This window comes from Mesorhizobium sp. f-mel, assembly GCF_053850215.1.
In genome coordinates this window covers 11257-33490 of record NZ_JBSPTO010000012.1, presented here as the reverse complement: position 1 = coordinate 33490, position 22234 = coordinate 11257, and the positions used below count along the sequence as shown (strand labels likewise).

General features: G+C 60.8%; 17 protein-coding genes and 3 pseudogenes. 2 read left to right on the top strand and 18 right to left on the bottom strand.

Annotated features, from left to right (window positions below):
- Positions 1 to 2: 2 nt before the first annotated feature.
- Together ACWUKX_RS16560 and ACWUKX_RS16555 are read right to left on the bottom strand one after the other, a co-directional pair.
- Positions 3 to 893 (bottom strand): hypothetical protein, encoded by an 891-nt coding sequence (locus tag ACWUKX_RS16560; RefSeq protein WP_456007956.1) that lies wholly within the window; start codon positions 891 to 893, stop codon positions 3 to 5.
- Positions 877 to 1431 (bottom strand): annotated as a pseudogene (locus ACWUKX_RS16555) (IS110 family transposase); the annotation flags it as partial. The pseudogene ACWUKX_RS16555 and the gene ACWUKX_RS16560, both read right to left, overlap by 17 nt.
- 138 nt (positions 1432 to 1569) lie before the next feature.
- Here ACWUKX_RS16555 and ACWUKX_RS16550 point away from each other — a divergent pair.
- Positions 1570 to 1846: pseudogene (locus ACWUKX_RS16550) on the top strand (IS110 family transposase); the annotation flags it as partial.
- A gap of 270 nt (positions 1847 to 2116) precedes the next feature.
- Here ACWUKX_RS16550 and ACWUKX_RS16545 read toward each other — a convergent pair.
- From ACWUKX_RS16545 to glmS, 7 genes and pseudogenes are all read right to left on the bottom strand, one after another.
- A complete protein-coding gene (locus ACWUKX_RS16545; protein ID WP_456007955.1) occupies positions 2117 to 3061 on the bottom strand; it encodes a LysR family transcriptional regulator in 945 nt (314 codons plus the stop codon).
- 564 nt (positions 3062 to 3625) lie between these two features.
- Positions 3626 to 4114, bottom strand: a complete 489-nt coding sequence (locus tag ACWUKX_RS16540; protein ID WP_456007954.1) for a hypothetical protein — start codon at positions 4112 to 4114, stop codon at positions 3626 to 3628.
- Positions 4041 to 5978: a sulfate adenylyltransferase subunit CysN gene (gene cysN / locus ACWUKX_RS16535; protein ID WP_456007953.1), complete on the bottom strand. Its 1938-nt coding sequence runs from the start codon at positions 5976 to 5978 to the stop codon at positions 4041 to 4043. Before cysN ends, ACWUKX_RS16540 begins: the two co-directional genes overlap by 74 nt.
- Positions 5979 to 5980: 2 nt before the next feature.
- A complete protein-coding gene (gene cysD / locus ACWUKX_RS16530; protein WP_456007952.1) occupies positions 5981 to 6886 on the bottom strand; it encodes a sulfate adenylyltransferase subunit CysD in 906 nt (301 codons plus the stop codon).
- A 339-nt stretch (positions 6887 to 7225) separates the two neighbouring features.
- Positions 7226 to 7420, bottom strand: coding sequence for a hypothetical protein (locus ACWUKX_RS16525; RefSeq protein WP_456008061.1), 195 nt, complete (start codon positions 7418 to 7420; stop codon positions 7226 to 7228).
- Between the two features lie 11 nt (positions 7421 to 7431).
- Positions 7432 to 7784, bottom strand: a pseudogene (gene groEL, locus ACWUKX_RS16520) (chaperonin GroEL); the annotation flags it as partial.
- 81 nt (positions 7785 to 7865) lie between these two features.
- Entirely contained in the window at positions 7866 to 9692 is a 1827-nt protein-coding gene (gene glmS, locus ACWUKX_RS16515) for a glutamine--fructose-6-phosphate transaminase (isomerizing) (RefSeq protein WP_456007951.1), read from the bottom strand.
- Between the two features lie 1276 nt (positions 9693 to 10968).
- On the opposite strand from glmS, the gene hemN reads away from it, so the two are divergent.
- Positions 10969 to 12303, top strand: a complete 1335-nt coding sequence (gene hemN, locus ACWUKX_RS16510) for an oxygen-independent coproporphyrinogen III oxidase (RefSeq protein ID WP_456007950.1) — start codon at positions 10969 to 10971, stop codon at positions 12301 to 12303.
- Between the two features lie 168 nt (positions 12304 to 12471).
- Here the strand turns inward: hemN and ACWUKX_RS16505 are convergent, their stop codons facing one another.
- From ACWUKX_RS16505 to bioB, 9 genes are all read right to left on the bottom strand, one after another.
- Positions 12472 to 12984: a hypothetical protein gene (locus tag ACWUKX_RS16505; protein WP_456007949.1), complete on the bottom strand. Its 513-nt coding sequence runs from the start codon at positions 12982 to 12984 to the stop codon at positions 12472 to 12474.
- Positions 12985 to 12994: 10 nt separating this feature from the next.
- Entirely contained in the window at positions 12995 to 13684 is a 690-nt protein-coding gene (locus ACWUKX_RS16500; protein ID WP_456008056.1) for a response regulator, read from the bottom strand.
- Between the two features lie 821 nt (positions 13685 to 14505).
- Positions 14506 to 14724, bottom strand: coding sequence for a 4Fe-4S binding protein (locus ACWUKX_RS16495; protein ID WP_455850797.1), 219 nt, complete (start codon positions 14722 to 14724; stop codon positions 14506 to 14508).
- Positions 14725 to 15992: 1268 nt separating this feature from the next.
- Positions 15993 to 16589 (bottom strand): sugar O-acetyltransferase, encoded by a 597-nt coding sequence (locus tag ACWUKX_RS16490; RefSeq protein ID WP_456007948.1) that lies wholly within the window; start codon positions 16587 to 16589, stop codon positions 15993 to 15995.
- Between the two features lie 605 nt (positions 16590 to 17194).
- Positions 17195 to 18178: a beta-ketoacyl-ACP synthase III gene (locus ACWUKX_RS16485; RefSeq protein ID WP_456007947.1), complete on the bottom strand. Its 984-nt coding sequence runs from the start codon at positions 18176 to 18178 to the stop codon at positions 17195 to 17197.
- Positions 18175 to 19437, bottom strand: coding sequence for an adenosylmethionine--8-amino-7-oxononanoate transaminase (locus ACWUKX_RS16480; protein WP_456007946.1), 1263 nt, complete (start codon positions 19435 to 19437; stop codon positions 18175 to 18177). Before ACWUKX_RS16480 ends, ACWUKX_RS16485 begins: the two co-directional genes overlap by 4 nt.
- Positions 19434 to 20072 (bottom strand): dethiobiotin synthase, encoded by a 639-nt coding sequence (gene bioD, locus ACWUKX_RS16475; RefSeq protein ID WP_456007945.1) that lies wholly within the window; start codon positions 20070 to 20072, stop codon positions 19434 to 19436. The genes ACWUKX_RS16480 and bioD overlap by 4 nt, the downstream gene beginning before the upstream one ends.
- Entirely contained in the window at positions 20069 to 21211 is a 1143-nt protein-coding gene (locus ACWUKX_RS16470; protein WP_456007944.1) for an 8-amino-7-oxononanoate synthase, read from the bottom strand. Before ACWUKX_RS16470 ends, bioD begins: the two co-directional genes overlap by 4 nt.
- On the bottom strand, positions 21208 to 22206 hold the full coding sequence (gene bioB, locus ACWUKX_RS16465; RefSeq protein ID WP_456007943.1) for a biotin synthase BioB: 999 nt from the start codon (positions 22204 to 22206) through the stop codon (positions 21208 to 21210). Before bioB ends, ACWUKX_RS16470 begins: the two co-directional genes overlap by 4 nt.
- Positions 22207 to 22234 lie beyond the last annotated feature (28 nt).

The following is a 22234-nucleotide window of genomic DNA, read 5'->3' as shown; positions in this document are numbered from 1 at the left end:
GCTTATCGGAAAGCCGCCCGACATCGACGGTTTGTTGTCCCGAAAAATGCGCCGGAAGAGGGGCCTCGCGCGATGCGGCCGGGGCGGATCCAGGTCTCGAGCGCGAGGGCGGGGCAGGAGAGGTCGCTGGAGCCGCGGCCGACCTCAACCTCACGCAAGCCCGTGTTGCCGCGCAGGACCAGGATTCCTTTGTGAGGAAAGATCTCGACCCAGCCGCTGCCGTCGTTGTGGCCCCCCACGATATGGTCGTCGCGGACGACGTCGAGGCCGACGATCTCCGAGCGCCGCAGGCCGCCGGCGAGCACGCTGGCGATATGGCGGTCGGCGCGGTCGAGGACAAAACCGCGCTCGGTAACGTTCCAGGCCAGGCGGACAGACGGCGCTCGATCCTCGCGACCGAGAGGGCAGGGGCTTTGCGCTTCGCAGGCGATTGCCGCCGCGGACTCCCCATAGTCCGGCGCTCCGCGCGTCCGGCGCCAATCATTGCGCCCGTCGAACGATGCGGATGATACGTGACAGGTGGCGCTCCCCGTCGCCTTGCCACGCGACGGCTCTTCCAGGGCGGCAAAGGCGGGTCCTGCCGCATGCTTTCCGGTAGCGCCAGCCGCCCACTCCGAGCTGCTTGCGCCATCATAGACCTGCCAGCGCGTCACCCCGTATTTGCGCACCATCTCCGAAACGCGCACGCCCGCATAAGGCTCTCGGCCACGATCCGCGCCTTCTCTGCCTGCGAGCGCTGCCGCCGCCCTGTCCCGACCTTCAATCACTTCAAGGCGGCCGGCAAACCCACTGTTTGAGCCGTCCAAATGCCATGTGATCTCGCGCACCTTCGATGCGGCTTGCTCCAGCCGGTACTGCTTCGCCTTGCCTGCTTGGACGGATGACAGGTCCATGCGCTCTCGACCAGCATATGGCGAACCCTTTCGACACGCGCACCGCTTCGACCATTTCCTGGAGTGCGATCTGACGCGCGGGATATCGAACGGCTGCTCCTGCAGCCAGCGCAGATAGCGCAGCGTCCAGCCCTTCTTGCGCGGATGGATACGACAGTGGTTGAGCATGAAGGCGCTCACATGCTGCCGGTGAACGAGCAGCGTCTCGACTGCAGCTGCCGGGCGCGGACAAGATCCCGCATGGCCTCGTGACTTTCATCGGGAACCCACAGTTGGCCGGCGCGCAGCAGTCTGGCCAGGGAAAGAGCATCCCGGCGGTTCGTCTCACCCGGTCGCCGGGCTTCCTTGGGATCAGCGATGGGGCGACCACCATGCATTCATGGCCGAGCGATCGGATCAGCCGATAGAGACCATAGCCGGTCGGGCCGGCCTCGTAACAGAAATACACCCGATCAAACTTGGCGGCGATCCGCTGGACAACACGGCGCATACTCACGTCCGACGCATCAATCTGCCACGGGGATCGGCTCGCCCCCCCCGAGATGAGGTATTCGGCTTGAGCCTGATCTTCGGGCGACAATGCATGGTGGACAGGTTGAAGGTGCTGCGCTTCGAGCTGATGGTTAAACGTGGTCTGCATGCCCGCAGCCACAAGCATCACAGGGAGAACCGCAGCATGAAACATTATGCCGGATTGGACGTCGCGGTGAAAGAGACCGCGATTTGCATCGTCGACGAAACCGGCAAGATCTGCCGGGAGATGAAGGTGGAGAGCCATCCCGAGGATCTTGTGCGGGTGCTCTCGGATCCTGCCTGGACTTGAGCGGATCGGGCTTGAAGCCGGGCCATTGTCGCAATGGCTGTTCAGCGGCCGGGCCGAAGCCGGCCTGCCGGTGGTCTGCATCGAAACCCGCCACGCCAAGGCCTTCCTGGAGGCGCAGCCGAACTCCAGCTGCGAGCAAGCCCATAAGGCGTAGGCGGTGCACGCGCAGCTACCGTCGCTGCCGCGCCGGCTTTTCCATGCGGCGCACCCTCTCCAAACCGCTGATGATGTTTTCGAAACACGTCGGTGATGTCACGGTACCAGTCTATTACGCGGCCGGACGGGCCCGCTATGGTCTCCGCAATACAAACACTCCTCAGACAGGCTGGGTCAAGCGCAAGGGCATCCGGGCGGAGACGTTCTTGGGTTACTGACGGCTGGCCCAAAATACGCATTGAATCTAGGAGCTCTTGGGGCCTGCAACAGCCTCTCGGTGAGAAGCCATGCGGGACGCCTCCTGGAACAATATCTCGCGCATCCAGATGCTCGCCGAATCGCTATTATGAAGAGCGGGCCATTGTACGGCCTCGGTGAATACGGGAAGCGGCCGCGGAAGGTCGACGATCCGCAGGGGTATTGCTTCTGCAAAGTGGGTAACCAGCCGTAACGGTACCGTCGCTATACGGTCGGTGCCTGATAGCACGGGCGGGATCATGCTAAAATTCTGCACGACGACTTCGATACGTCTCTCGACACCGTGCTCGAGTAAAAACCATTCTTCGATGGAGGGTCGCAGCGCACCCCGGAAATGGGGCGCAACGTGCCCCATCGACATGTATTGCTCGAATGTAAGCTGGCGTGATAGCTGCTTGTTTGTGGGGCAGCCTACGCACACGAGTGTCTCGTCGAACAGTGCCGCTCTAGGATGCGCGCTCGAAATGAACACTTCCGGAAGGATTAGAAAATCGACCTCACCGCGCCGGAGAAGCTCATTGGGGTCGTCGGCGAGAGGCAGCAACTCGAAGCTGACGGCGGGAGCTTCCCGCGCAACACGCTCCACGACCTTTTGAAAAAATACGAGTGTCATGAAATCAGAAAGGCTGATCCTGAAGCGGCGCTCCGATTGAGCTGGGTCGAACATGTCCCAGGAAATGATGGAGAGCTGGACGTGGAGCAGCGCCTCGCGGACGGCGGGAGCAAGCCCCTCCGCACGGGGTGTTGGGACAAGTTCGCGGCCCCTCATCGTAAATAGCTCATCACGGAAAAAGTCGCGCAACCGGCCGACGGCCGCGCTCATGGCGGGCTGGCTCAGATTGATGCTGCGCGCGGCAGCGGTGAGGTTCCGCTCATTCATCAACGCGTCAAGCGCGACGAGGAGGTTTAGATCAAGGCCTTTGAAGCGCACGTGTCCATTTATCCATAGCGTGGATGGGATCCATCGAAACAATCAATTTTACGGCTTTTATGGAGTGCTGTATAGAAAAATGTCAGTTCAGAAAATAGCATTCAGACATGTAAGAACCTGTCTAGAAAGGTTTTGGCGGCCAGAGCATCCGGAGACCCCCTTGGTTTTTTGGACGGACGGGTGGTTGCCGGTAGGTGTGATTCTGTCGCCGATCACCCGGTTATCTTCCCCTGATCATAATTATAGTTCAATAGGTTAGTGGATGCGTGGATCTACCTCCACACAAAGCCCCCCGTGCTCCAATAGTGATCTCGTCGAAGGGGTTGAGCAGCTGGCGCGGTCGTGATTCCAACGGGTTGTCGAAACCTGATTGGAGGGACCTGATGTGGACGCCAGCTACTCGTTGCAGCATGGCCGCCAAAGCCTGCGTTACCAAACCGGTGCACACCGGCTGAGACGGGCCGTGCGCAGAGACCAATGACACGCCGACATAGAGGAAGTTCCAACCCACTCCGAGAAGATGAGGGCCCTCGCGACTGAAGCCCGTTCCGGTCAGCGACGTGGTTACATTACCGGCGAGGGGACCACGCCCGTCACCATGATGCAGAAGACTTCGAAGCGGGCAATCAGAGATCCGGCGAAAAGGACGGCAGGAACATGCTGAGAAAGTCGAGTTGTCGACGGATTGCGCTGCGTAGTCTTCGAGTTTGTCTTCTCCGCGGCACTCCGCAACAGCTCTGCTTTGATGACCAGCACCGGCACCACACCGGCGGAGATTTCCTCTGCCGCCACACCGGCGATGCCGGCCAGCGCCTCGCGCAGCTCTTCAAGGATCACCCGCTCGGCGGCGCGGTCGGCCTCGGTCACGGGAGAGGCGTCGGCTTTCGTCTCAAACACCATTCCGGCATCGAACATCGCCATGATGGCGCGGCTGGCCGCAAGCGCCAGACCTTCGAAAAGGGCCAGAATTGCCGCCTTGTCAGATGGATCCACTTTCGTCGTCAACAGGTCGTTGGACGATATTGCGTTCATGGAGCGATCTTTCGAGCGCATCTACCATCTCTTCCGGCGTTTTGCCGGTCGTTTGTAGCCGTATTTCGGCGTTTTCCGGCTGTTCGTAAGGCGAATCCAGGCCGGTGAAGTTCTTTATCTCGCCGCCGAGTGCTTTCGCATAGAGCCCTTTCGGATCGCGTGCGGCGCATTCATCGAACGGCGTATCGACGAACACCTCGATGAACTCGCCCTCGCCCATCATTTCGCGCGCCATGCGGCGCTCGGCGAGAAACGGCGAGATGAAGGAGACGATCACCATCAGGCCGGCGTCGACCATCAGGCGCGCCACTTCGGCGACGCGGCGGATGTTTTCGACACGGTCCTCGTCGGTGAAGCCGAGATCGCGATTAAGGCCGTGGCGGACATTATCGCCGTCGAGAATGTAGGTGTGGCGACCGCTTGCATGCAGCTTCTTCTCGAGCAGATTGGCGATGGTCGACTTGCCCGAGCCAGAAAGCCCCGTGAGCCAGAGAACCGCCGGCTTCTGGTGCTTGGCCGCAGCGCGGGCGCTCTTCGTCACTTCCAGCGACTGCCAGTGGATGTTGTCGGCGCGGCGCAGCCGATGCAGGATCATGCCGGCCCCGACGGTCGCATTGGTGATGCGATCGATCAGGATGAACGCACCGGTGGTGCGGTTTTCGGCGAAGCTGTCGAAGGCGATAGGCGACTGCGCCGAGATGTTGACGACGCCGACCTCATTCATCGCCAGCGATTTCGCCGCTTCCTGCGCGAAGTCATTGACATTGACGCGGTATTTCAATTCCGAAATGGTCGCGCTCGCCTGGTCGGTTTCGGTGCGCAATATGTATGAGCGGCCGGGCAGAAGCGCCTGCTCGTCGAACCAGACGAGGTTGGCGGCGAACTGGTCGGCGACCTGCGGCCGTGCTTCGGGCGCAACCAGGAGATTGCCGCGCGAAACCTCGATCTCGTCTTCCAGGACTATGGTGACCGCCTGCCCTTCCACCGCCCATTCGAGATCGCCGGCTTGAGCGACGATGCGCTTGACCCGCGACTGCTTGCCGGATTTCGCGACAACGACTACGTCGCCCTCCGCAACCGAGCCCGACGCGACCGTTCCCGCGAAGCCGCGGAAATCGAGATTCGGCCGGTTTACATACTGCACGGGAAACCGGAACGGCTGTTCGCTCGCTTCGCCGATTGCCACCATTTCCAGGTGATCGATCAGGGTCGGGCCCGCATACCAGCCGGTCAGCGTGGAGCGCCGGGAGACGTTGTCGCCGAAGCGAGCTGACATCGGGATCGGCACGATCGACGAGAAGCCGAGATCCTTCGCGAATTCCGTGTAGTCGGCGACGATCTCAGCAAATACGTCGCGGTCGAAGCCAACCAGATCGATTTTGTTGACCGCGAGCACTACGTGGCGGATGCCGAGCAGCGAAGCGATGATCGAATGGCGGCGCGTCTGGCGCAATACGCCCTGACGGGCATCGATCAGCACTATGGCGAGGTCGGCCGTCGAAGCGCCCGTCGCCATGTTGCGCGTATATTGTTCGTGGCCGGGCGTGTCGGCGACGATGAACTTGCGCTTCGGCGTCGCGAAGAAGCGATAGGCGACGTCGATAGTAATGCCCTGCTCGCGCTCGGCCTCGAGGCCGTCGACCAGCAGCGCGAAGTCGACGTCGTCGCCGGTGGTGCCGTGCTTGCGCGAATCGCGCTCGAGCGCAGCAAGCTGGTCCTCGAAAATCTGCTTGGTGTCGGAAAGCAGGCGCCCGATCAGCGTCGACTTGCCGTCGTCGACCGAACCGCAGGTCAGGAAGCGCAGCAGCGACTTCTCTGCCTGGTCGGCAATGAACTCGCGGGCGGTATCGGCCTCGACGAGATTTTCTGCCAGTAGGGGGCGCATTCTCAGAAATAGCCTTCGCGCTTCTTCTTTTCCATCGAGCCGGCCTCGTCCCGGTCGATCAGCCGGCCCTGGCGTTCCGAGGTTCGGGCAATCAGCATCTCATTGACGATGCTTTCGAGATCGTCGGCGTCGGAATCGATAGCCCCCGTCAGCGGATAGCAGCCGAGCGTCCTAAAGCGGACCAGGCGGTTCTTTATGACCTCGCCGGCCCGGAGCTTCATGCGGTCGTCGTCGCGCATGATCAGCATGCCGTCGCGCTCGACCACCGGCCGCTTCTCGGCGAAATACAGCGGCACGATCGGGATTTCCTCGCGCAAGATGTATTGCCAGATGTCGAGCTCGGTCCAGTTGGACAGCGGGAAGACGCGGATCGATTCACCGGGCGAGATCCGTGTGTTGTAGATCTTCCACATTTCCGGACGCTGGTTCTTGGGATCCCAGACGTGGTGCGCATTGCGGAACGAGAAGATGCGCTCCTTGGCGCGCGACTTCTCCTCGTCGCGGCGGGCGCCGCCAAAGGCCGCGTCGAAGCCGTATTTGTCGAGCGCCTGGCGCAGGCCCACCGTTTTCATGACATGGGTGTGGGTGTTCGAGCCGTGATCGAACGGGTTGATGCCGTCGCGCACGCCGTCTTGATTGACGTGCACAAGAAGGTCGAAGCCCAGTTTCTCGGCCATCGAGTCGCGAAACTCGATCATCTCGCCGAATTTCCAGGTCGTGTCGACGTGTAGGAATGGAAATGGCGGCTTAGCCGGATAGAAGGCTTTCATCGCCAAGTGCAGAAGCACCGACGAATCCTTACCCACCGAATAAAGCATCACCGGCTTGGCAAACGTCGCCGCGACCTCACGGAAAATATGGATGGCCTCGGCCTCGAGGCGTTGCAGATGCGTCAAAGGTACATTCATGGCGGCGGGCTATACGCAAAATCTCGCGATCGAGGGAACTGATTCCCCCTCAAGTAACCTTATCGATGCAGTATTCCGCGAGATGGGTAAAATTGATTGTTTGGATGAAAGCCATCCAGGAAGCGAATAGTGGCAAACGTGTAGTGGCTCTCACCGAGAACAAAACAACCGCTGTTTGCGCTCGTGACAGTTTTGCGATGACCATTGGAAGATATGCGGCATCGCCAGCACAAGGTTTATTTGTCTTGCTTGTTTACCTTCAGGCTGACGGGCCTCGTCTGGCCGTTCGAGTGGCTGTAGTCCAGTTACACTCTTCGAAGGTGGGGGTTCGACGCGTTGTTATATACACCGGGCGGGCGGCCGATAAATTCGGTAAAGAACGTCGGTGCCACGCCTTGCGAGATCGCCTGTGGCGAGTTCAATCAGCTCGCCCCCCTTGGTCAGATCTGCGGTGGATTCGGCATAGCCCATGATCACATTCGGACCGCGATAGATCAGCTCACCCTCAATATCTGCTTCAGCAATCTCGCCCACCTGAGCCGTCGCGCAGCAGAAGCGTCCCCGTCGACGATGATGATGTTCTCCTTGGAGATCGACATCCTCTTGGCGCGGCCGAGCATGTTGATGCCGACATTCTCGAGCTTGTGCCGAGGTCTTCCTAGATGACCCGGCCAACGGTCGGGACGGCGATGTCTTCCAGCATGGCCTTGCGGCGATCACCGGAGCCGGGCGCTTTGACGGCGGCGATCTTCAGGCCGCCCCGCAGCTTGTTGACGACCAACGTCGCCAGGGGCTCGCCTTCGACGTTTTCCGAGATGATGAGCAGCGGCTTCGGGGTCTGCACGACGGCCTCGAGGACCGGCAGTATGGCCTGCAGGTCTTCCAGATCGGTGACCATCGGAGGATATTTCAGATCGCAACGCGGCGGCCGTCACAGCCGACATGGAGTCACAACGTCGTCACGTTTCCGGCCTGATGATTATTCGACAGTGACCGATTTTGCCAGATTGCGCGGCTGGTCAACGTCCGTCCCCATGAAGACGGCCGTGTGATAGGCAAGGAGTTGAACCGGCAAGGAGAAGATCATCGGTGCAATGATCTCGTCGACGTTGGGAAGCATGATCGTGTGCATCGTGTCGAGTTTGGATGCGGCCGCACCTCTTTCGTCCGTAATCAGGATGGTGCGGCCGCCGCGTGCCGCCACTTCCTGCATGTTGGAGACGGTCTTTTCGAAGAAGCGATCGTGGGGCGCGATGACGATGACGCGCATGTTTTCGTCGATGAGCGCGATCGGGCCGTGCTTCAGCTCGCCCGCGGCATAGCCCTCCGCGTGGATATAGGAAATCTCCTTGAGCTTCAGGGCGCCTTCCATAGCCAGCGGGAAGCTGGTGCCGCGGCCGAGATAGAGCACGTCGCGGCATTTCGACAGCTCCCGGGACAGGAGTTCGATCATCGGCTGGAGGCTGTTCAGCACCTGGCCCATAATGCGGGGCATCTCGGCCAAGCTCTTGACGAGCGCCTGCTCCTCATCGTCGCTGACGGTGCCTCGCGCCTTGCCGGCACTGATCGCAAGCGCGGCGAGAACGGCAAGCTGGCAGGTGAAAACCTTCGTGGAAGCGACACCGATCTCCGGGCCGGCCAGGATCGGATAGACTACGTCGGATTCCCGGGCAATCGTCGACTCGCGAGTATTGACCACGGCGCCGATCTTCAGGCCATGCTCCTTGCAATAGCGGAGCGATGCCAGCGTGTCGGCGGTCTCGCCCGATTGCGAGATGAAGAGTGCTGCCGACTGCGGCGACAGTGGGATCTCGCGGTAGCGGAACTCCGACGCGACGTCGATTTCTACCGGCAGGCGCGCATAGCGTTCGAACCAGTATTTGCCGATCAGGCCCGCCAGATAGGCCGTGCCGCAGGCGGAGATGGCAAGGCTCGGCACCTTGGCGAAATCGATCGCGCTGGAAACGGGCGCGACGCGGTTGTCGATGAGGTTGACGTAGTGGCCGAGAGCCTGGGCTACGACAGCCGGCTGCTCGTAGATCTCCTTCTCCATGAAATGGCGATGATTGCCCTTGTCGACCAGATAGGCCGTCGCCATCGAGACCTGGCGCGGGCGGGTGACGACGTTGCCATCCATGTCGAAGATATGGACGCCCGACTTGCCGATCACCGCCCAATCGCCGTCGATCAGATAGGTGATTTCATTGGTGAAAGGGGCCAGGGCGATGGCATCAGAGCCGAGGAACATTTCGCCATTGCCATGGCCGATCGCCAGAGGCGGACCGTTGCGGGCCGCCATGATAGTCGACGGATCATCTTCGAAGAGAATAGCGACAGCATAGGAACCCCTCAGCCGCTTCAGCATCGCGTACATCGCCTCGCGCGGTCCCATCCCATCCCGGCGAAGTATTGCCAGGAGATGCGCGACGACCTCGGTGTCGGTCTCGGTCTGGAACTCGACGCCGGCAGCGGCCAGTTCGTCCTTCAACTCAGCAAAATTTTCGATGATGCCATTGTGCACCACTGCGATGCCGTCGGTGAAATGTGGGTGGGCATTGCGTTCCGTTGGCGCGCCATGCGTCGCCCAGCGCGTATGGCCGATCCCGATAGTGCCGGTAAGAGGCTGTTCTTTCAGCCTTGCCTCGAGATTGACGAGCTTGCCCTCGGCGCGCCGCCGATGAAGCGCTCCACCGTCGATGGTCGCGACACCCGCCGAATCATAGCCCCGATATTCCAGACGTTTCAACGCATCGACCAGCCGTTCCGCGACCGGCTGCTGCCCGACGATGCCCACAATCCCGCACATACTCTCTTCGCGCTCCTTCCACGCCGATCGCGGCGTTCGCAAATTCCACACCTGAGCTCGCCACATCAGAAGCGCGCAGATCACATCAAACAGGCGATGATTTCTTCGGTGCGCATCAGCTGCTATCGTCGATCGACCGCGATACCCCTGATTTCATTAGATCAGCGACGTCTAATGCTACTCAACAGATTGGTGAAGTTGATTCTTTGGATCACACCCATTCGCGCCATGAATGCATGGACAACGCCGCTGGTATTGCAACGCTTGGCGATCTCCTGGCCAACGGCGATCTCGTCCGCTATGGCCGCCGCATACTCCGGGACTACAATATTCTGCATGCTAGATAACTTGCGCCGGCCCATTTGCGCCTCTAAGGTGTTCTGGGGTTTGAAAGCCGGGGGCGGGCATGGCGTTCGTCGTTTGTGCGTTATCGCTCTTGGCGCAACGTCACTTGGTTGGCTCATGCCCAGGGCGCCTGCGATCCAAACTACACAGGCAATTGCGTCCCCATAGCCAGTGATGTCGATTGCTCATCCGGGACCGGCAATGGACCAGCGTATGTAAGCGGACCAGTCATTGTCGTAGGTTCAGACCGCGATCACGACGGGATAGGCTGCGAAAACGGCTAGAGCCGCGCTATCCACCCGTAGGAATGACGCGAACTACCTCGCCAATCGCTTCGGCCGGTCTTTCCGATATTCCTCGATAGTTGCGCGCACACGGTTTGAACTACGGCGGGTCGCGTCCTCGCAGGCGCGATTTCCTAGCGGGTTTTCTTCTTCAATCCGCTGCCTCCAAAGTATCTCCGCAAACATGACTGAGACAAGTTCATCGGTGTCCATCGTGTCGCGGAGATTGGCACTTGCGGGCAGGCTGCGGGCGGCCGACGGGATAGGGGCGGCTGTCCAACAAGGATGCGGCCAATCGGGCTACGTCAGATTTTTCGAGGGATCGTACTTGCCTGTCCTGTTCCTCTCAACAAGTGAACAGAAACACTCCTTGGCATGCCGGCTGAAAGAGAGTCGCAGGTCAGTAGTGCTCAACTGCACTCGAGGCCCGACGCACATCAACCGAAGATGTCAATTTAGAGGGCCGGAACGGCACGCGGTGGCTCGGCGGCAATATGATTGTCAGGGGTAGCGACTGCTCCCGCAGTCAGCGGCTAGCGCCGACTTCAGATTTCTGCTGGCTAAGGCGGACCGATTTGACATAGCGCAAAGACGCCACAGAGCGCAGCGGTCAGGATAATGCCGATCTGAGGAAGGAACAGGGACCATTGCAGAGCTCAATCCTGACAAAATATGGCAACGCTGGTCCGCCTTGGTATACCATCTATCCGGCTGCTCCGCAGTTCTCTGCAGCGGTCGGCGCCGAGGCTTGTGAGGAATGGCTAAGAGGCCTGCCGGCCGACGAGCCCGTGTCGCTCTATCTCCATATTCCGTTCTGCCGCTCAATGTGCTGGTATTGCGGATTCCCCATCACCGTCGCTTCCCGGGATTCACCGATCCTCGCCTATCTGGCGGTTCTGCGTGAGGAGCTCCGTTTGGTCGCGGAGCAAGCGCCACAGGAGCTCCCCGTGAGCGACGTGCACTTCGGCGGAGGAACGCCGACCCTCATCGGACCTGCGGAATTCCTGGCGCTAATGGAACTCTTGCGCCACCGTTTTGCGTTTAGGAAAACGGCTACGATCGCCGTCGAGATCGACCCGCGCGCATTCACTGCCGAGATGGCCGAAGCCTTAGGGGCAGCCGGCGTGACCCGCGCGAGCCTCGGCGTGCAGAGCTTCGATCCCCTTGTTCAAAAAGCAATCAATCGGGTCCAGAGTGAGGCGCAGACGACAGCCGCTGTCGAAAACCTACGCCGGCACGGAGTGAACCGCATCAATTTCGACCTTCTCTACGGTCTTCCCAAGCAGACAGTGCAGTCCTGCGTCCAGACCGCGGCCGCGGCGGCCGCCATGCGCCCCGACCGACTTGCGGTGTTCGGCTACGCGCATGTTCCGTCTTTTAAGAAAAACCAGCGCCTGATCGAGGAGGCCGCGCTGCCGGACATCGCTGCCCGCGCCGGACAGGCCGCGGCCGTGGCAGAGACGTTGGTTGCAGCAGGCTACCGCCAGATCGGACTTGACCATTTCGCCTTGCCGGACGACCAACTCACGCTGGTGCAGCAAGCCGGTCGCTTGCGGCGTAACTCCCTGGGTTACTCGGCCGACACCCCCAAAACCGTGATCGGCTTCGGTGCGTCGGCCATTGGCCGTCTCGGAGATGGTTATGTCCAGAACGAAGTTGCAACCCGTACCTACAGCCGCCACATCAGAGCTGGCAGTCTGGCGACAGCAAAAGGCTGCCGACTCACCGACGAAGACCGCGTCCGAGCCGCAATCATCGAGCGGCTAATGTGCGATTTGGAGGCCGATGTGCCGGCAATCTGTGCGGCCCACGGGTTTGACCCGATCCCTCTTCTCAATTCAGCTGAACGCCTGGCCATGCTCGCCAAGGACGGGATAGTGGACATCGAAAAGGGGTGCATCCGCGTGAGGCAGGAACACCGCTTTGTGACTCGGGCTGTTGCTGCTGCATTCGACGCTTATCTCGATCGCTCACTCTGTTAAGAGAGCGGATCCAAAAGCACATACTCGTCGCCGGCCGATGGAGAAATCGCTGTGAGGTCGCTGGGCTTGTGTGAGCCATCGAGCGGTTTCGGGCGAAAGAGATTGACGCCCTTATTTCTTATCGAAGAGTGCTACCAGATGCGTGGCGGGTGCCACATAGCTCAACAGTCACAGATCCACCAGCACGCGGCCGAGCCGGATGGCAGTTCTGAGGTCTGGCAGGTGACCCAGCAGCGTACACGTCGGCTTTGAGGACATCTCATTCCCGCCGTCGGGCGGTTGACCACAGGCGAGCCAGAGGGTCCAGCCGATATCATCGGCTCCTTCATGGCCGTAGGCCGCTGCGGGGCCGAGTGGGCGTCCATTTCGGCCGCAAACAATTGCGCTGTCACAAACATGCCCAGCAAGCCAATCGCGGCCGATGTCAGCAGAGGGGATTTTTTCATTGTTTTGTCTTCGTTGCTCAATTTGGGGTGGGCTAATTGTGTAATGCCGGAGCCCAGCCGGCTTGGAAGGATTAGGACTCCACGTTGAGCGCGGTGCGGCCGATTGCTTGCCGGAAAAGGTGAGCCGCAGTGTTCGGTCGTCAACGGCAACGGCGTCGACCAGATGCGTTAGCGACAGCGACAAGTCGGGGTGGCCCTTGTCGTTGCAGAGCTTGAAGGTGAATGCGGCGTTCAATTTCGACCGACTACCCGTCCGGCGGCGCTTCATTCACTTCAAGGACATAGCCGATACCCCGCGCCGTCTTGATTGTTAGCGTCGCACCGGCTTGGCCCAAAAGCGCACGTAAGCGGGAGATTCCGACTTCAAGCGCATTGCTCGAGACTTCGTTGTCGAACGAATACAGGCTATCCACCAGGATGGTGCGCGGCAACATGCGGCCTGCGCGGTTGAGCAGATGCTCAAGGATGCACAGTTCGCGGCGCGGGATTTTTAGCGACTGACCACCAACGGAAACCTGGCGGCCGATCGGATCGAATGTGAGATTGCCAAATGTAACGACGGGGTCGGTCACCTGCGTTGATCGCCGCAGAACGGCTCGTATTCGGGCAATGAGTTCATCAATCGAGACAGGCTTAGGCAAGAAATCGTCCGCACCGCCGTTGAAAATCGCGATTCGCGTATCGAGATCATCGAGGCTGCTCATCATGATAGCAGGGATCGAATGCCTGTCGCGCCTCAACTGCCTCAGCCAGTCTAACCCATCGCCGTCCGGCAGGGCTAACTCGAGCAGGAGAATGTCATAGCGCGCACAACCAAATGCAAGCGACGCCTCTTCGAGAGTAGGCATCACGTCAACGGCGAAACCGCAGTCCAAGAGCGCTCGTTGCATCACCCGGGTAAGCTTTGCATGGTGATCCACGAGTAGCGTTCGCATTTCGTGGCCGATCAAGAGGGCTTGGCAGGGGAGGCGTTTTTGAGCGCTGTTGATGTCTGGAGCACTTCTTGAACGGCAGATGCGTGCTGTCGGCGCACCCTTGGTGGGCATTGGCTGGCGTTGCGGGGCCTCAGGCCACCCGTTTGGTGGCTTTCGGGCATACGCCGCCTCATGCCGACTTCGCCTGCGCCTAGAGGATGGGGGTCACCCGCTGTGGATTGTAGCCGCAGGCCGCGAGCACGCACTTTGTTCCGGCGATGGCCAAGTTGACGAAGCGCAGGCGCGTGCGGGATCGTCCCTTGGACATGGCAAGGGGCCGCTCGATCGCCGATGGTGGTCGGGCTAAAGGTGAGCGGGTGGCGTTCGAAGTTTTCCAGCATGTTCTCTCCATCGGTGTGTGGTTGAGCTAAAACTGCTATGCACGAGTCCTTCCAAAGGTCGTGTTCCAAAGAGAACCCGTCATCGATTCAGCATCTGCTTCGCCGTCGAAACGACGCAACCCGCACGCCAATGCTGCGAAGTCCGAAGGTTCATTCCTCTTCCTCACAACAGGTTAGCGGTAGCCGCCGACCTTCCTAGCAGCCATCGAAATGCTTGGCCTTTGTGCAGCGCTCCCAGGACGGCCAGACCGCCAGATCAGAAAGAGCACGCCTGCGAAATAGCCTGCCTGGAGAAGCAGCCACAACTCAGCGTCTTGACGATTACCGCTCGTATGGAATGCGAGACGAGATAGGCGGCTAGAGCGTTGATGGACAGGACCAACACCATGACGTGGCAAAACATTCTGAGGGGCACCGACGTTCTCCTGTTTGTCCGTCAGATCATGCTGCGGTGTTGTCGGCCGCAACATGGGTCTGGCAGTTCTTCGGACAGACGCGGGCGCAGGCTCCGCAGCCGATGCAGCGGCCGGCATGGTCGACGACCATGATCATGCGATTGAGCTCGCCATCGAAGTCGTCCTCGTCATCGCACACGCCATCGATACTCAGATATACGGGCATCCATCTGGAGCCCTCGCGGCTAACGAACGGGTTGGTCATCGTCCAATTCTCCAACGCAGCGCAGCGCCCCGACGCGGCAAAAACGTCGAACGTTTTTCCGCGACGGGTCTTTATCCTGCGCCGGCAGACCGGGAGGTCCTCGGCAAGGCGGTGCAAGTCATCATCAAGGGACGCCGAAAACCCACCTCGTCTGCGATCTCTCTTCGCGTCGGCTCTCTACGTTCAGATCCATTGCATTCAATAGGCCAGGGCCCGTCTTAAGTCGTCATGCTCTAGGAGGACTAGCTTTCGAGAAGCTGGCGAATCTAAAAGGAATCGCGGGCAACGGGAGCGCTCGAGAAAGGAGCTGGGTGAATGGGATCAATCCATTTTGTGAAATGCTCTAACGAGCAGCGCTGTCGGAGACCGACCGTTCATCCGGCAAAACGATGACAGTGGACTATCATCGCGCGCGGCGGCTGGTTCAAACGCGCGTGTGCCAGAGTGAACCGCGTGATCGACTCTTCGTGGCATTGGGCTCCAAATATATGGTTCTCTAACCAACTCCCATGGCTCCTGCGCCGCTCGACTGGCTACAGTTTCGGTCAAGAGGCCCTTGTAGTGAAACGGCGGTCAATTCGTAAAATCGATTATTTCGATGAAAAGCATCCGTGACGTGGATAGTTTGGAAACATCTGGTTCTAAGCTGGCGCGCGCGCGCCACGGCCCCTGAAACCCGGCATTCAGGCCCTACGCCACCCGGCCCTACGGCCCTACGCCGGCGGAGACGATCGGCGCTGTCGTGTCGAGTTTGGAAGATTCAGCACATAAGGTCCTGATCAAACGCCCGCCACAGCCAGTGCTTCTGGCCGGCAATGGCGATCACGCCCTCGTCCAAATGCCAGATGTCTGTGCGTGACTCAGTAAGTCCCGAGCATCTTAAAGTGTCCGGGACTTACTGAATCACGCAAGCTGAACCTTTCGCGCTCGCCGCTCGGAGGGGAGCACCCCAGCTTCGCGGGAGGGAAGGCACCACAACAACGTCGCGCTCAAGATCCGCTCGCCTACGGAGGGCTGCTTCATGTGCCTAATAAGGCGACCGCTGCGCCCTTTTGGCGGTGAGCTGATCGCGCTGGAGCAACCACGAACAGTAGCCAGCTCACAGCACCGCGGGACGATCCTGAGGGTTATCTAGGTCGGAACGAGAACCGAGCAGGGCCTGACCTCCATCAGAGCGTGGTCGCAATCGAATTGCCTGCCCTTCTACATCTTTGCTGCGCCTTTCACACTGACCGGCTCCTGGAAAGGAAGAGTTGCGACGTCACAGCTTAGTCGCTAGCTGGCGAGTAGGTTTCGCGCTCATCGGCAGAGATTTCTCGGATCACGCGACAGGGGTTACCAGCTGCAAACACTCCAGCTGGAATGTCGCGTGTTACGACACTGCCTGCACCGATCACAGTGCCTGATCCGATGGTCACGCCAGGCAGGATAATTGCCCCCGCCCCCACCCAAACGTCTGATCCAATCTCAACCGGCTTTCCGTACAGCTGCTTGCGGCGAAGGGCAGCATCGAGTGGATGCATCGGCGTCAGGATTTGGACGCCTGGACCAAAAAGCGCATAGTCACCTATACGAACACGGCAAGCATCCAGAACTATGCAGTTAAAATTGAAAAATACTTGTGCACCCAACTCTATGTTGGAACCGTAGTCGCAGAAAAAGGGTGGCTGTATAGACACAGTGTCTCCACCTTTCCCGAAAATCTGTTTGTAAAGGTTCCGTCGTAGATCTGCATCCGCATCGCTTGATGAGTTTATCTTCTGGCACAAGTCTCTTATCCTGTATCTCTCTGCAACGAGATAAGGATCTAGAACATTGTAAGGCTCTCCGGCCAACATTTTCTCGGTTTCTGTGCGTAGGCCCATCTATAAAATCCCAACTTCTAAACAGTTTCGTCTATTTGGTTTCTAATCCAAGGTTCTGCCTACTGGTTGGATAAGGTAACTTGAAGTAGGTTCTCTGTCACCAGGGATAGAAAAGGAATTTCCGGCGTGCAAAATTCCATCGGGGGCGCAACTACGTATGTCAAACGCTGCAATCAAAACGCATCGTGCCATTCACGACCGCCCGCGAGTTCAGGGCTGGCCTTCGCGAAGGCAGCTGTCCGTTGCCGCGAAGCTGTTTGCGGCCGTTGGATATGCGGTTGCTGAGCCTCATTCACCTGATGGACGGGGACAAAACGGTGACGGACCTGATCTCTCTGGTGGGTGGTATCCCGACTACCCTTTCATCTGAGCGATATGGCCGAACTCGGGATCGTCCAATGCCGCACTGAAGGCAGATATTCGTGTACGTCGGAAGACGCAGAAATGGTCCTTCGCGTCCTCGTGGATCGTCCGCGGCCATGTCGGCGAATTCGAGATGGTCGGCCAGGTTCCCTTTCACTTCCAAGCCCAGCCTGTTTTCAAGGGGCGACGGAACTTTACAAAATGTGATCGTCCAGCGCCATCAGAACACAGATCGGTCCGGGCTAAAAGCCAACCACCAATGCCCCACCGGCAAGGCCGGCACCGGCCGCCGCCAGCAGCAATTTCTTGCCCCGCTGAATCGGATTGGCGCTGTGCGCGATTGACAGCGACAGCGGAATGGTTGCGGCTGACGAGTTGCCATAATTGCTGATGGTTTTGACAATGCGGCAATCCTCAATGCCGAGCGACCTGCCGGCCGCTTCGAAGATGCGGGCGTTTGCCTGGTGGGGCACAAAGCGGTGGACATCTGACGCCGCGAGGCCGGCTCCCACCAGCGCCTGCCTGGAACAGCGGCTCATCATCTCGACAGCTTTGACGAAGATTTCGCGGCCGTTCGCGACGGTCATTCGCGTTTCTGCAACGTCGATCTCCTCAGAGAACGGACGGTTGCTGCCGCCCGCCGGAATCTGGATCAGGCCATAAGCGGAGCCGTCCGAGGCAAGCGAGGAGCCGAGTATGCCATGGCCGGGATTCCCGGAAGGGGCGAGCACCACCGCACCTGCGGCATCGGCGAACAGCACCGCGCTTGCGCGCTCGCCCGGATTGATCCTACGGCTCAATATGTTGGCTGCGATGACGATGGCTGTCTTGTTGTGCAGGCGGACAAAGCCATCGGCAAAGGTCATGGCATAGATGAACCCCGCGCAGGCGCCGGCAAGGTCAACCGCGCCGGCATTCTCGAGGCCGAGTCTGTGCGCGACCAGCGGCGCGCTGGGCGGCAGGAGGTGATCCGGCGTCGAAGTGGCGAGCAAAAGCAGACCGATGTCCTTGCGATCGATACCGGCCGCCTCCAGCGCCATGTCGCCGGCTTTTACCGCCAGACCGGAGAGGGTGTCCTCGGGTTCTGCCCAGAAGCGCGATCGGATGCCGGTGCGCACCTCGATCCAGCCGGTTTCCAGACCGAGGCTCGCCTCGATCTCGGCATTGCCTACCTTCCGCGCCGGCACATGATGGCCAAGCCCTATGATGCGCGCCGTGCGGTTCATATACTCTCGCTCGCAAGCTCGGCTGCCTCGTCTACTGCCACGTAGAGCTGGTCGAGTTCGCCCGATGTCACGCAATAAGGCGGCAGCACGTAGATGACGTTGCCGAGCGGCCTCACCAACAATCCGCGCTCGAGGAAGAAGGCGCGCAGCCTTGGGCCGACTTCGGCCAGATAGCCTGCAGTGCCGACGCTAAGGTCGAGCGCGGCGATGGTGCCGGTCGTGCGCACATTCTCGAAACGCGGATCCCCGCTGAACCGCACGATCTTTTCCGCTTGCATCCGCGACAGCGCGGCCACCCGCTCCGCCACGGGCTCGTCGTTCCAGATACCGACATTCGCCAGTGCCGCCGCGCAGGCGATCGGGTTCGCTGTGTAAGAGCTTGAATGGAAGAAGGTCTTGGTCCGGTCGCTGGAAAAATGCGCACGGAAGATCGCATCAGTGGCAAGCGTCGCTGCAAGCGGCAATGAGCCGCCGGTCAGCCCCTTGGAAGTGCACAATATGTCGGGCGCGACCGCTGCCTGCTCGCAAGCAAAGATCGTGCCGGTGCGGCCCCAGCCGGTCATGACTTCGTCGGCGACAAAAAGCGTCCCGGAGCGCTCGGCAATGCGTTTGAGTTCAGCGATAACCCAGGCGGGGTACATGAGCATGCCGCCGGCGCCGAGCACCAGCGGCTCGACGATCAGCGCACCAGCGCGGCGGTCGCGGGTGACAGCCTCGAAACGATCGAGCGTCTCCTGTTCGCGGCCTGCGGCGGGGAAGGGGATGGTATCGACCTCGAACAGCAAGGGCTCATAGGCTGCATTGAAGACGCCACGCGCGCCGACGCTCATCGTGCCGATCGTGTCGCCATGATAGCTATGCTCCATAACGACGATGCGCGAGCGCGGCGCGCCGTTGTTGCGGTGAAAGCCGAGCGCCATTTTTAGCGCCACCTCGACACTGGTCGAGCCGCTGTCGGAATAAAAGACCCAGTCGAGACCCGCCGGCGCCATGTCGACCAGCGCCGAGGCCAATTGCTCGGCCGGCTCATGGCTGAGGCCGGCGAAGATCACCTGGTCGAGTGTCTCGGTCGCGTGTCGGATCGCCGCCATGACCTTCGGGTGACGGTGGCCGTGGGTGATGACCCACCAGGAGGAGATCGCATCGAGTATGCGCTTGCCGTCCCGGGCCTCGACATAGGCGCCCTCGGTGCGCACGATCGTCGGCGGCACCGGCTCGGTGGCATGTTGGGTAAAGGGATGCCAGACAGCGGAGCTCATGGCCGGATCTTCTCGAAGTCGTCGGCATTGAATGAGGCGCGCATGGCCGCGGAGAGCGTACTGGGCGTCAGGGATTCCAGGAGCGGCAGACGCCCAAGCACGCGAACCTTGCCCATTTCGGCGATCGTTTTTTGCGTGTCGACCATCCTGTCGCCGACGAATGCGATGCCGAGCAGGGGTATCGAGCGGGAGCGAAGAGCCTCGACGGAAAGCAGCGTATGATTGATGGTGCCGAGGGTGGTGCGGGCGCAGAGCACCACAGGCGCGTTCCATCGCGCGAAGACGTCGATGTAGAGCACGCGCCTGTTGAGCGGCACCATCAGCCCGCCGGCGCCTTCCACAATCAGTGGTCTGTCCGTCGCGGGCAGTGACAGTGCCTGTGCATCGATTTCCACGCCGTCCAACTTGGCGGCAAGATGTGGCGATAGCGGCTGGCGGAGGCGCCAGGCTTCCGGCAGCACACGAGCTGCAGGCAGATCGGCGAGCAGGGAGACGACCTCGCTGTCGGTTTCTTCGCAGGTGCCCGATTGCACGGGCTTCCAGTAAATGCCGTCAAGCAGGCCGGTCAGCCCCGCCGCGAACACCGTCTTGCCGACGCCGGTGTCGGTGCCGGTGACAACGATCTGGACCGTCATGGCGTGCGCTCCCATTCCGCGGCAAGCGCATCGAACAGCGCCGAAACGTCGGCCTCGCCGACATTCAGCGTCAGCGAGATGCGGAGCCTCGCGGTGCCTTCTGGCACGGTTGGCGGACGGATGCCGCGCACGTCGAACCCGCGCGCCTGCAACGCCTCAGCCAGCGCCATGGCGCGGGCATTGTCGCCGACGATGACGGGCAGGATCTGCGAGCCGCTCGCAAGCAGGCCCAGCGCCTCGGCCCTCTTGCCTGCAAGCGCGACCAGGCTGGCCAGCCGCTCACGTCGGTCGGGCTCGTCCACGAGGATGTCGAGCGCCGTGGCAGCCGCTACCGCCATCAGTGGCGAGGGCGCGGTGGCATAGATGAAGGGACGGCAGCGGTTGACGAGATAATCGCAAAGCACAGCCGGCGCGGTGACCAGCGCCCCCGATCCCCCCAACGCCTTGCCGCAGGTGTGCAGAACCAGGACATTATCGCGGCCCTCGAGATGGTGGGCGAGACCGCGCCCGCCGGGGCCATAGACGCCGGTGGCGTGCGCCTCATCGGCGAACAGGAATGCATCGTGACGGTCGGCGACCTCGATCAGTTCGCGCAGCGGAGCCCGGTCGCCATCCATGCTGTAGAGGCTCTCGACCACGATCCAGACACGGCCGCTGCCGCCCTTTGCACGCCAGGCACGGATTGCGTCGTTTACCGCATTGGCATCGTTGTGCGTGGCTTCCATCACTTCGGCACGGCCCGCTTGTGCCCCCTCGTGCGCGCTGGCATGGTTGAGTTCGTCCAGCACGATCAGGTCGCCCTTCTGGGGCAAGGTCGTCAGCACCGCGAAATTGGCGACATAGCCGCTGCCGAACAACAAAGCGCGCTCGGCCCCGAAGAAGTCAGCCGCCTTGGCTTCGAGCGCCTCGTGCTCAGGCGTGTTGCCGCGCAACAGCCGCGAGCCGGTCGCGCCGACAGGCGTGCCAGCGGCGAGCGCTGCCGCAAGCGCCTGCGCCATGCGCCGCGAGCGCGCCAGGCCGAGATAGTCGTTGGAGGCGAAGTCGAGCCCCGAGCGGGTGATCAAGGTCCGCAATCGGTTCTTGCGGGCGAGCCCGCGCAGGCTGGCCTCGTAGCGGTCGAGCAACACCCGCCCGTTCACAGGGCTTCGCGCGCAATCGGCTTGATGCCGAGCCGGCGCAACAGGGCACTGTCCTTGCATTCTTCGGGATTTCCGGCGGTCAGCAAGGTGTCGCCGACGAAGATGGAGTTTGCCCCGGCAAAGAAGCACAACGCCTGCATCTCATCGCTCATAGCCGTACGACCGGCGGATAGGCGCACATCGGACTTCGGCATCAGGACGCGGGCGAGTGCGATGATGCGAACGAATTCGATCGGATCGATCGGTGCCGCCTCGGCCAGCGGCGTGCCGGGCATAGGAATCAGCATGTTGATCGGCACGCTCTCGGGCGGCTCCGGCAGGTTGGCAAGCATCACCAGCATGTCGATACGGTCGGCCTTCTCCTCGCCCATGCCGACAATGCCGCCGCAGCAGACATTGATGCCGGCCTCGCGGACATTGGCGAGCGTTTCCAGCCGGTCGGCAAAGGTCCGGGTCGAGATGATCTCCTTATAATATCGCTCGGAGGTGTCGACGTTGTGGTTGTAATAGTCGAGGCCGGCCTCCTTGAGCCGGTGCGCTTGGTCGAGGTCGAGCATGCCCAGCGTCATGCATGTCTCCATGCCGAGAGCCTTCACACCCTCGACCATGGCGACGACGGCGTCCATGTCACGGGCCTTTGGGCTGCGCCAGGCGGCTCCCATGCAGTAGCGCGTGGCACCTGCGTTCCGCGCCTTTCTGGCCTCGGCGATGACGCGTTGAACATCCAGCAACTTGGAGGCCTCGAGGCCGGATTGGTGCTGCGCGGATTGGCTGCAATAGCCGCAATCTTCCGGGCAGCCGCCGGTCTTGATCGAGAGGAGGCGCGACAGCTGCACCTGGTTTCGGTCGAAATTCTGACGATGGATCGTCTGCGCCAGGAAGAGCAGGTCGTTGAAGGGCAAGTCGTGGATAGCCTCAGCCGCCTCGCGGGTCCATTGCTGGGACACTCCGTCGGATGAGCTTGCCGCAGCGTTCGGGTACAACTCGCTGTTCATTCCGCCTCCATTGTTAAAAGCGTTCGCT

Coding starts and splice junctions, on each gene's coding strand:
- cysN (WP_456007953.1), bottom strand. CDS start 5,978: ATGCGCCCCCTACTGGCAGAAAATCTCGTCGAGGCCGATACCGCCCGC.
- glmS (WP_456007951.1), bottom strand. CDS start 9,692: ATGTGCGGGATTGTGGGCATCGTCGGGCAGCAGCCGGTCGCGGAACGG.
- bioD (WP_456007945.1), bottom strand. CDS start 20,072: ATGACGGTCCAGATCGTTGTCACCGGCACCGACACCGGCGTCGGCAAG.
- cysD (WP_456007952.1), bottom strand. CDS start 6,886: ATGAATGTACCTTTGACGCATCTGCAACGCCTCGAGGCCGAGGCCATC.
- ACWUKX_RS16500 (WP_456008056.1), bottom strand. CDS start 13,684: ATGCGAACGCTACTCGTGGATCACCATGCAAAGCTTACCCGGGTGATG.
- ACWUKX_RS16540 (WP_456007954.1), bottom strand. CDS start 4,114: ATGCGCTCGAAAGATCGCTCCATGAACGCAATATCGTCCAACGACCTG.
- ACWUKX_RS16495 (WP_455850797.1), bottom strand. CDS start 14,724: ATGACCAACCCGTTCGTTAGCCGCGAGGGCTCCAGATGGATGCCCGTA.
- ACWUKX_RS16480 (WP_456007946.1), bottom strand. CDS start 19,437: ATGAGCTCCGCTGTCTGGCATCCCTTTACCCAACATGCCACCGAGCCG.
- bioB (WP_456007943.1), bottom strand. CDS start 22,206: ATGAACAGCGAGTTGTACCCGAACGCTGCGGCAAGCTCATCCGACGGA.
- ACWUKX_RS16485 (WP_456007947.1), bottom strand. CDS start 18,178: ATGAACCGCACGGCGCGCATCATAGGGCTTGGCCATCATGTGCCGGCG.
- ACWUKX_RS16490 (WP_456007948.1), bottom strand. CDS start 16,589: ATGGGCCTACGCACAGAAACCGAGAAAATGTTGGCCGGAGAGCCTTAC.
- ACWUKX_RS16560 (WP_456007956.1), bottom strand. CDS start 893: ATGGACCTGTCATCCGTCCAAGCAGGCAAGGCGAAGCAGTACCGGCTG.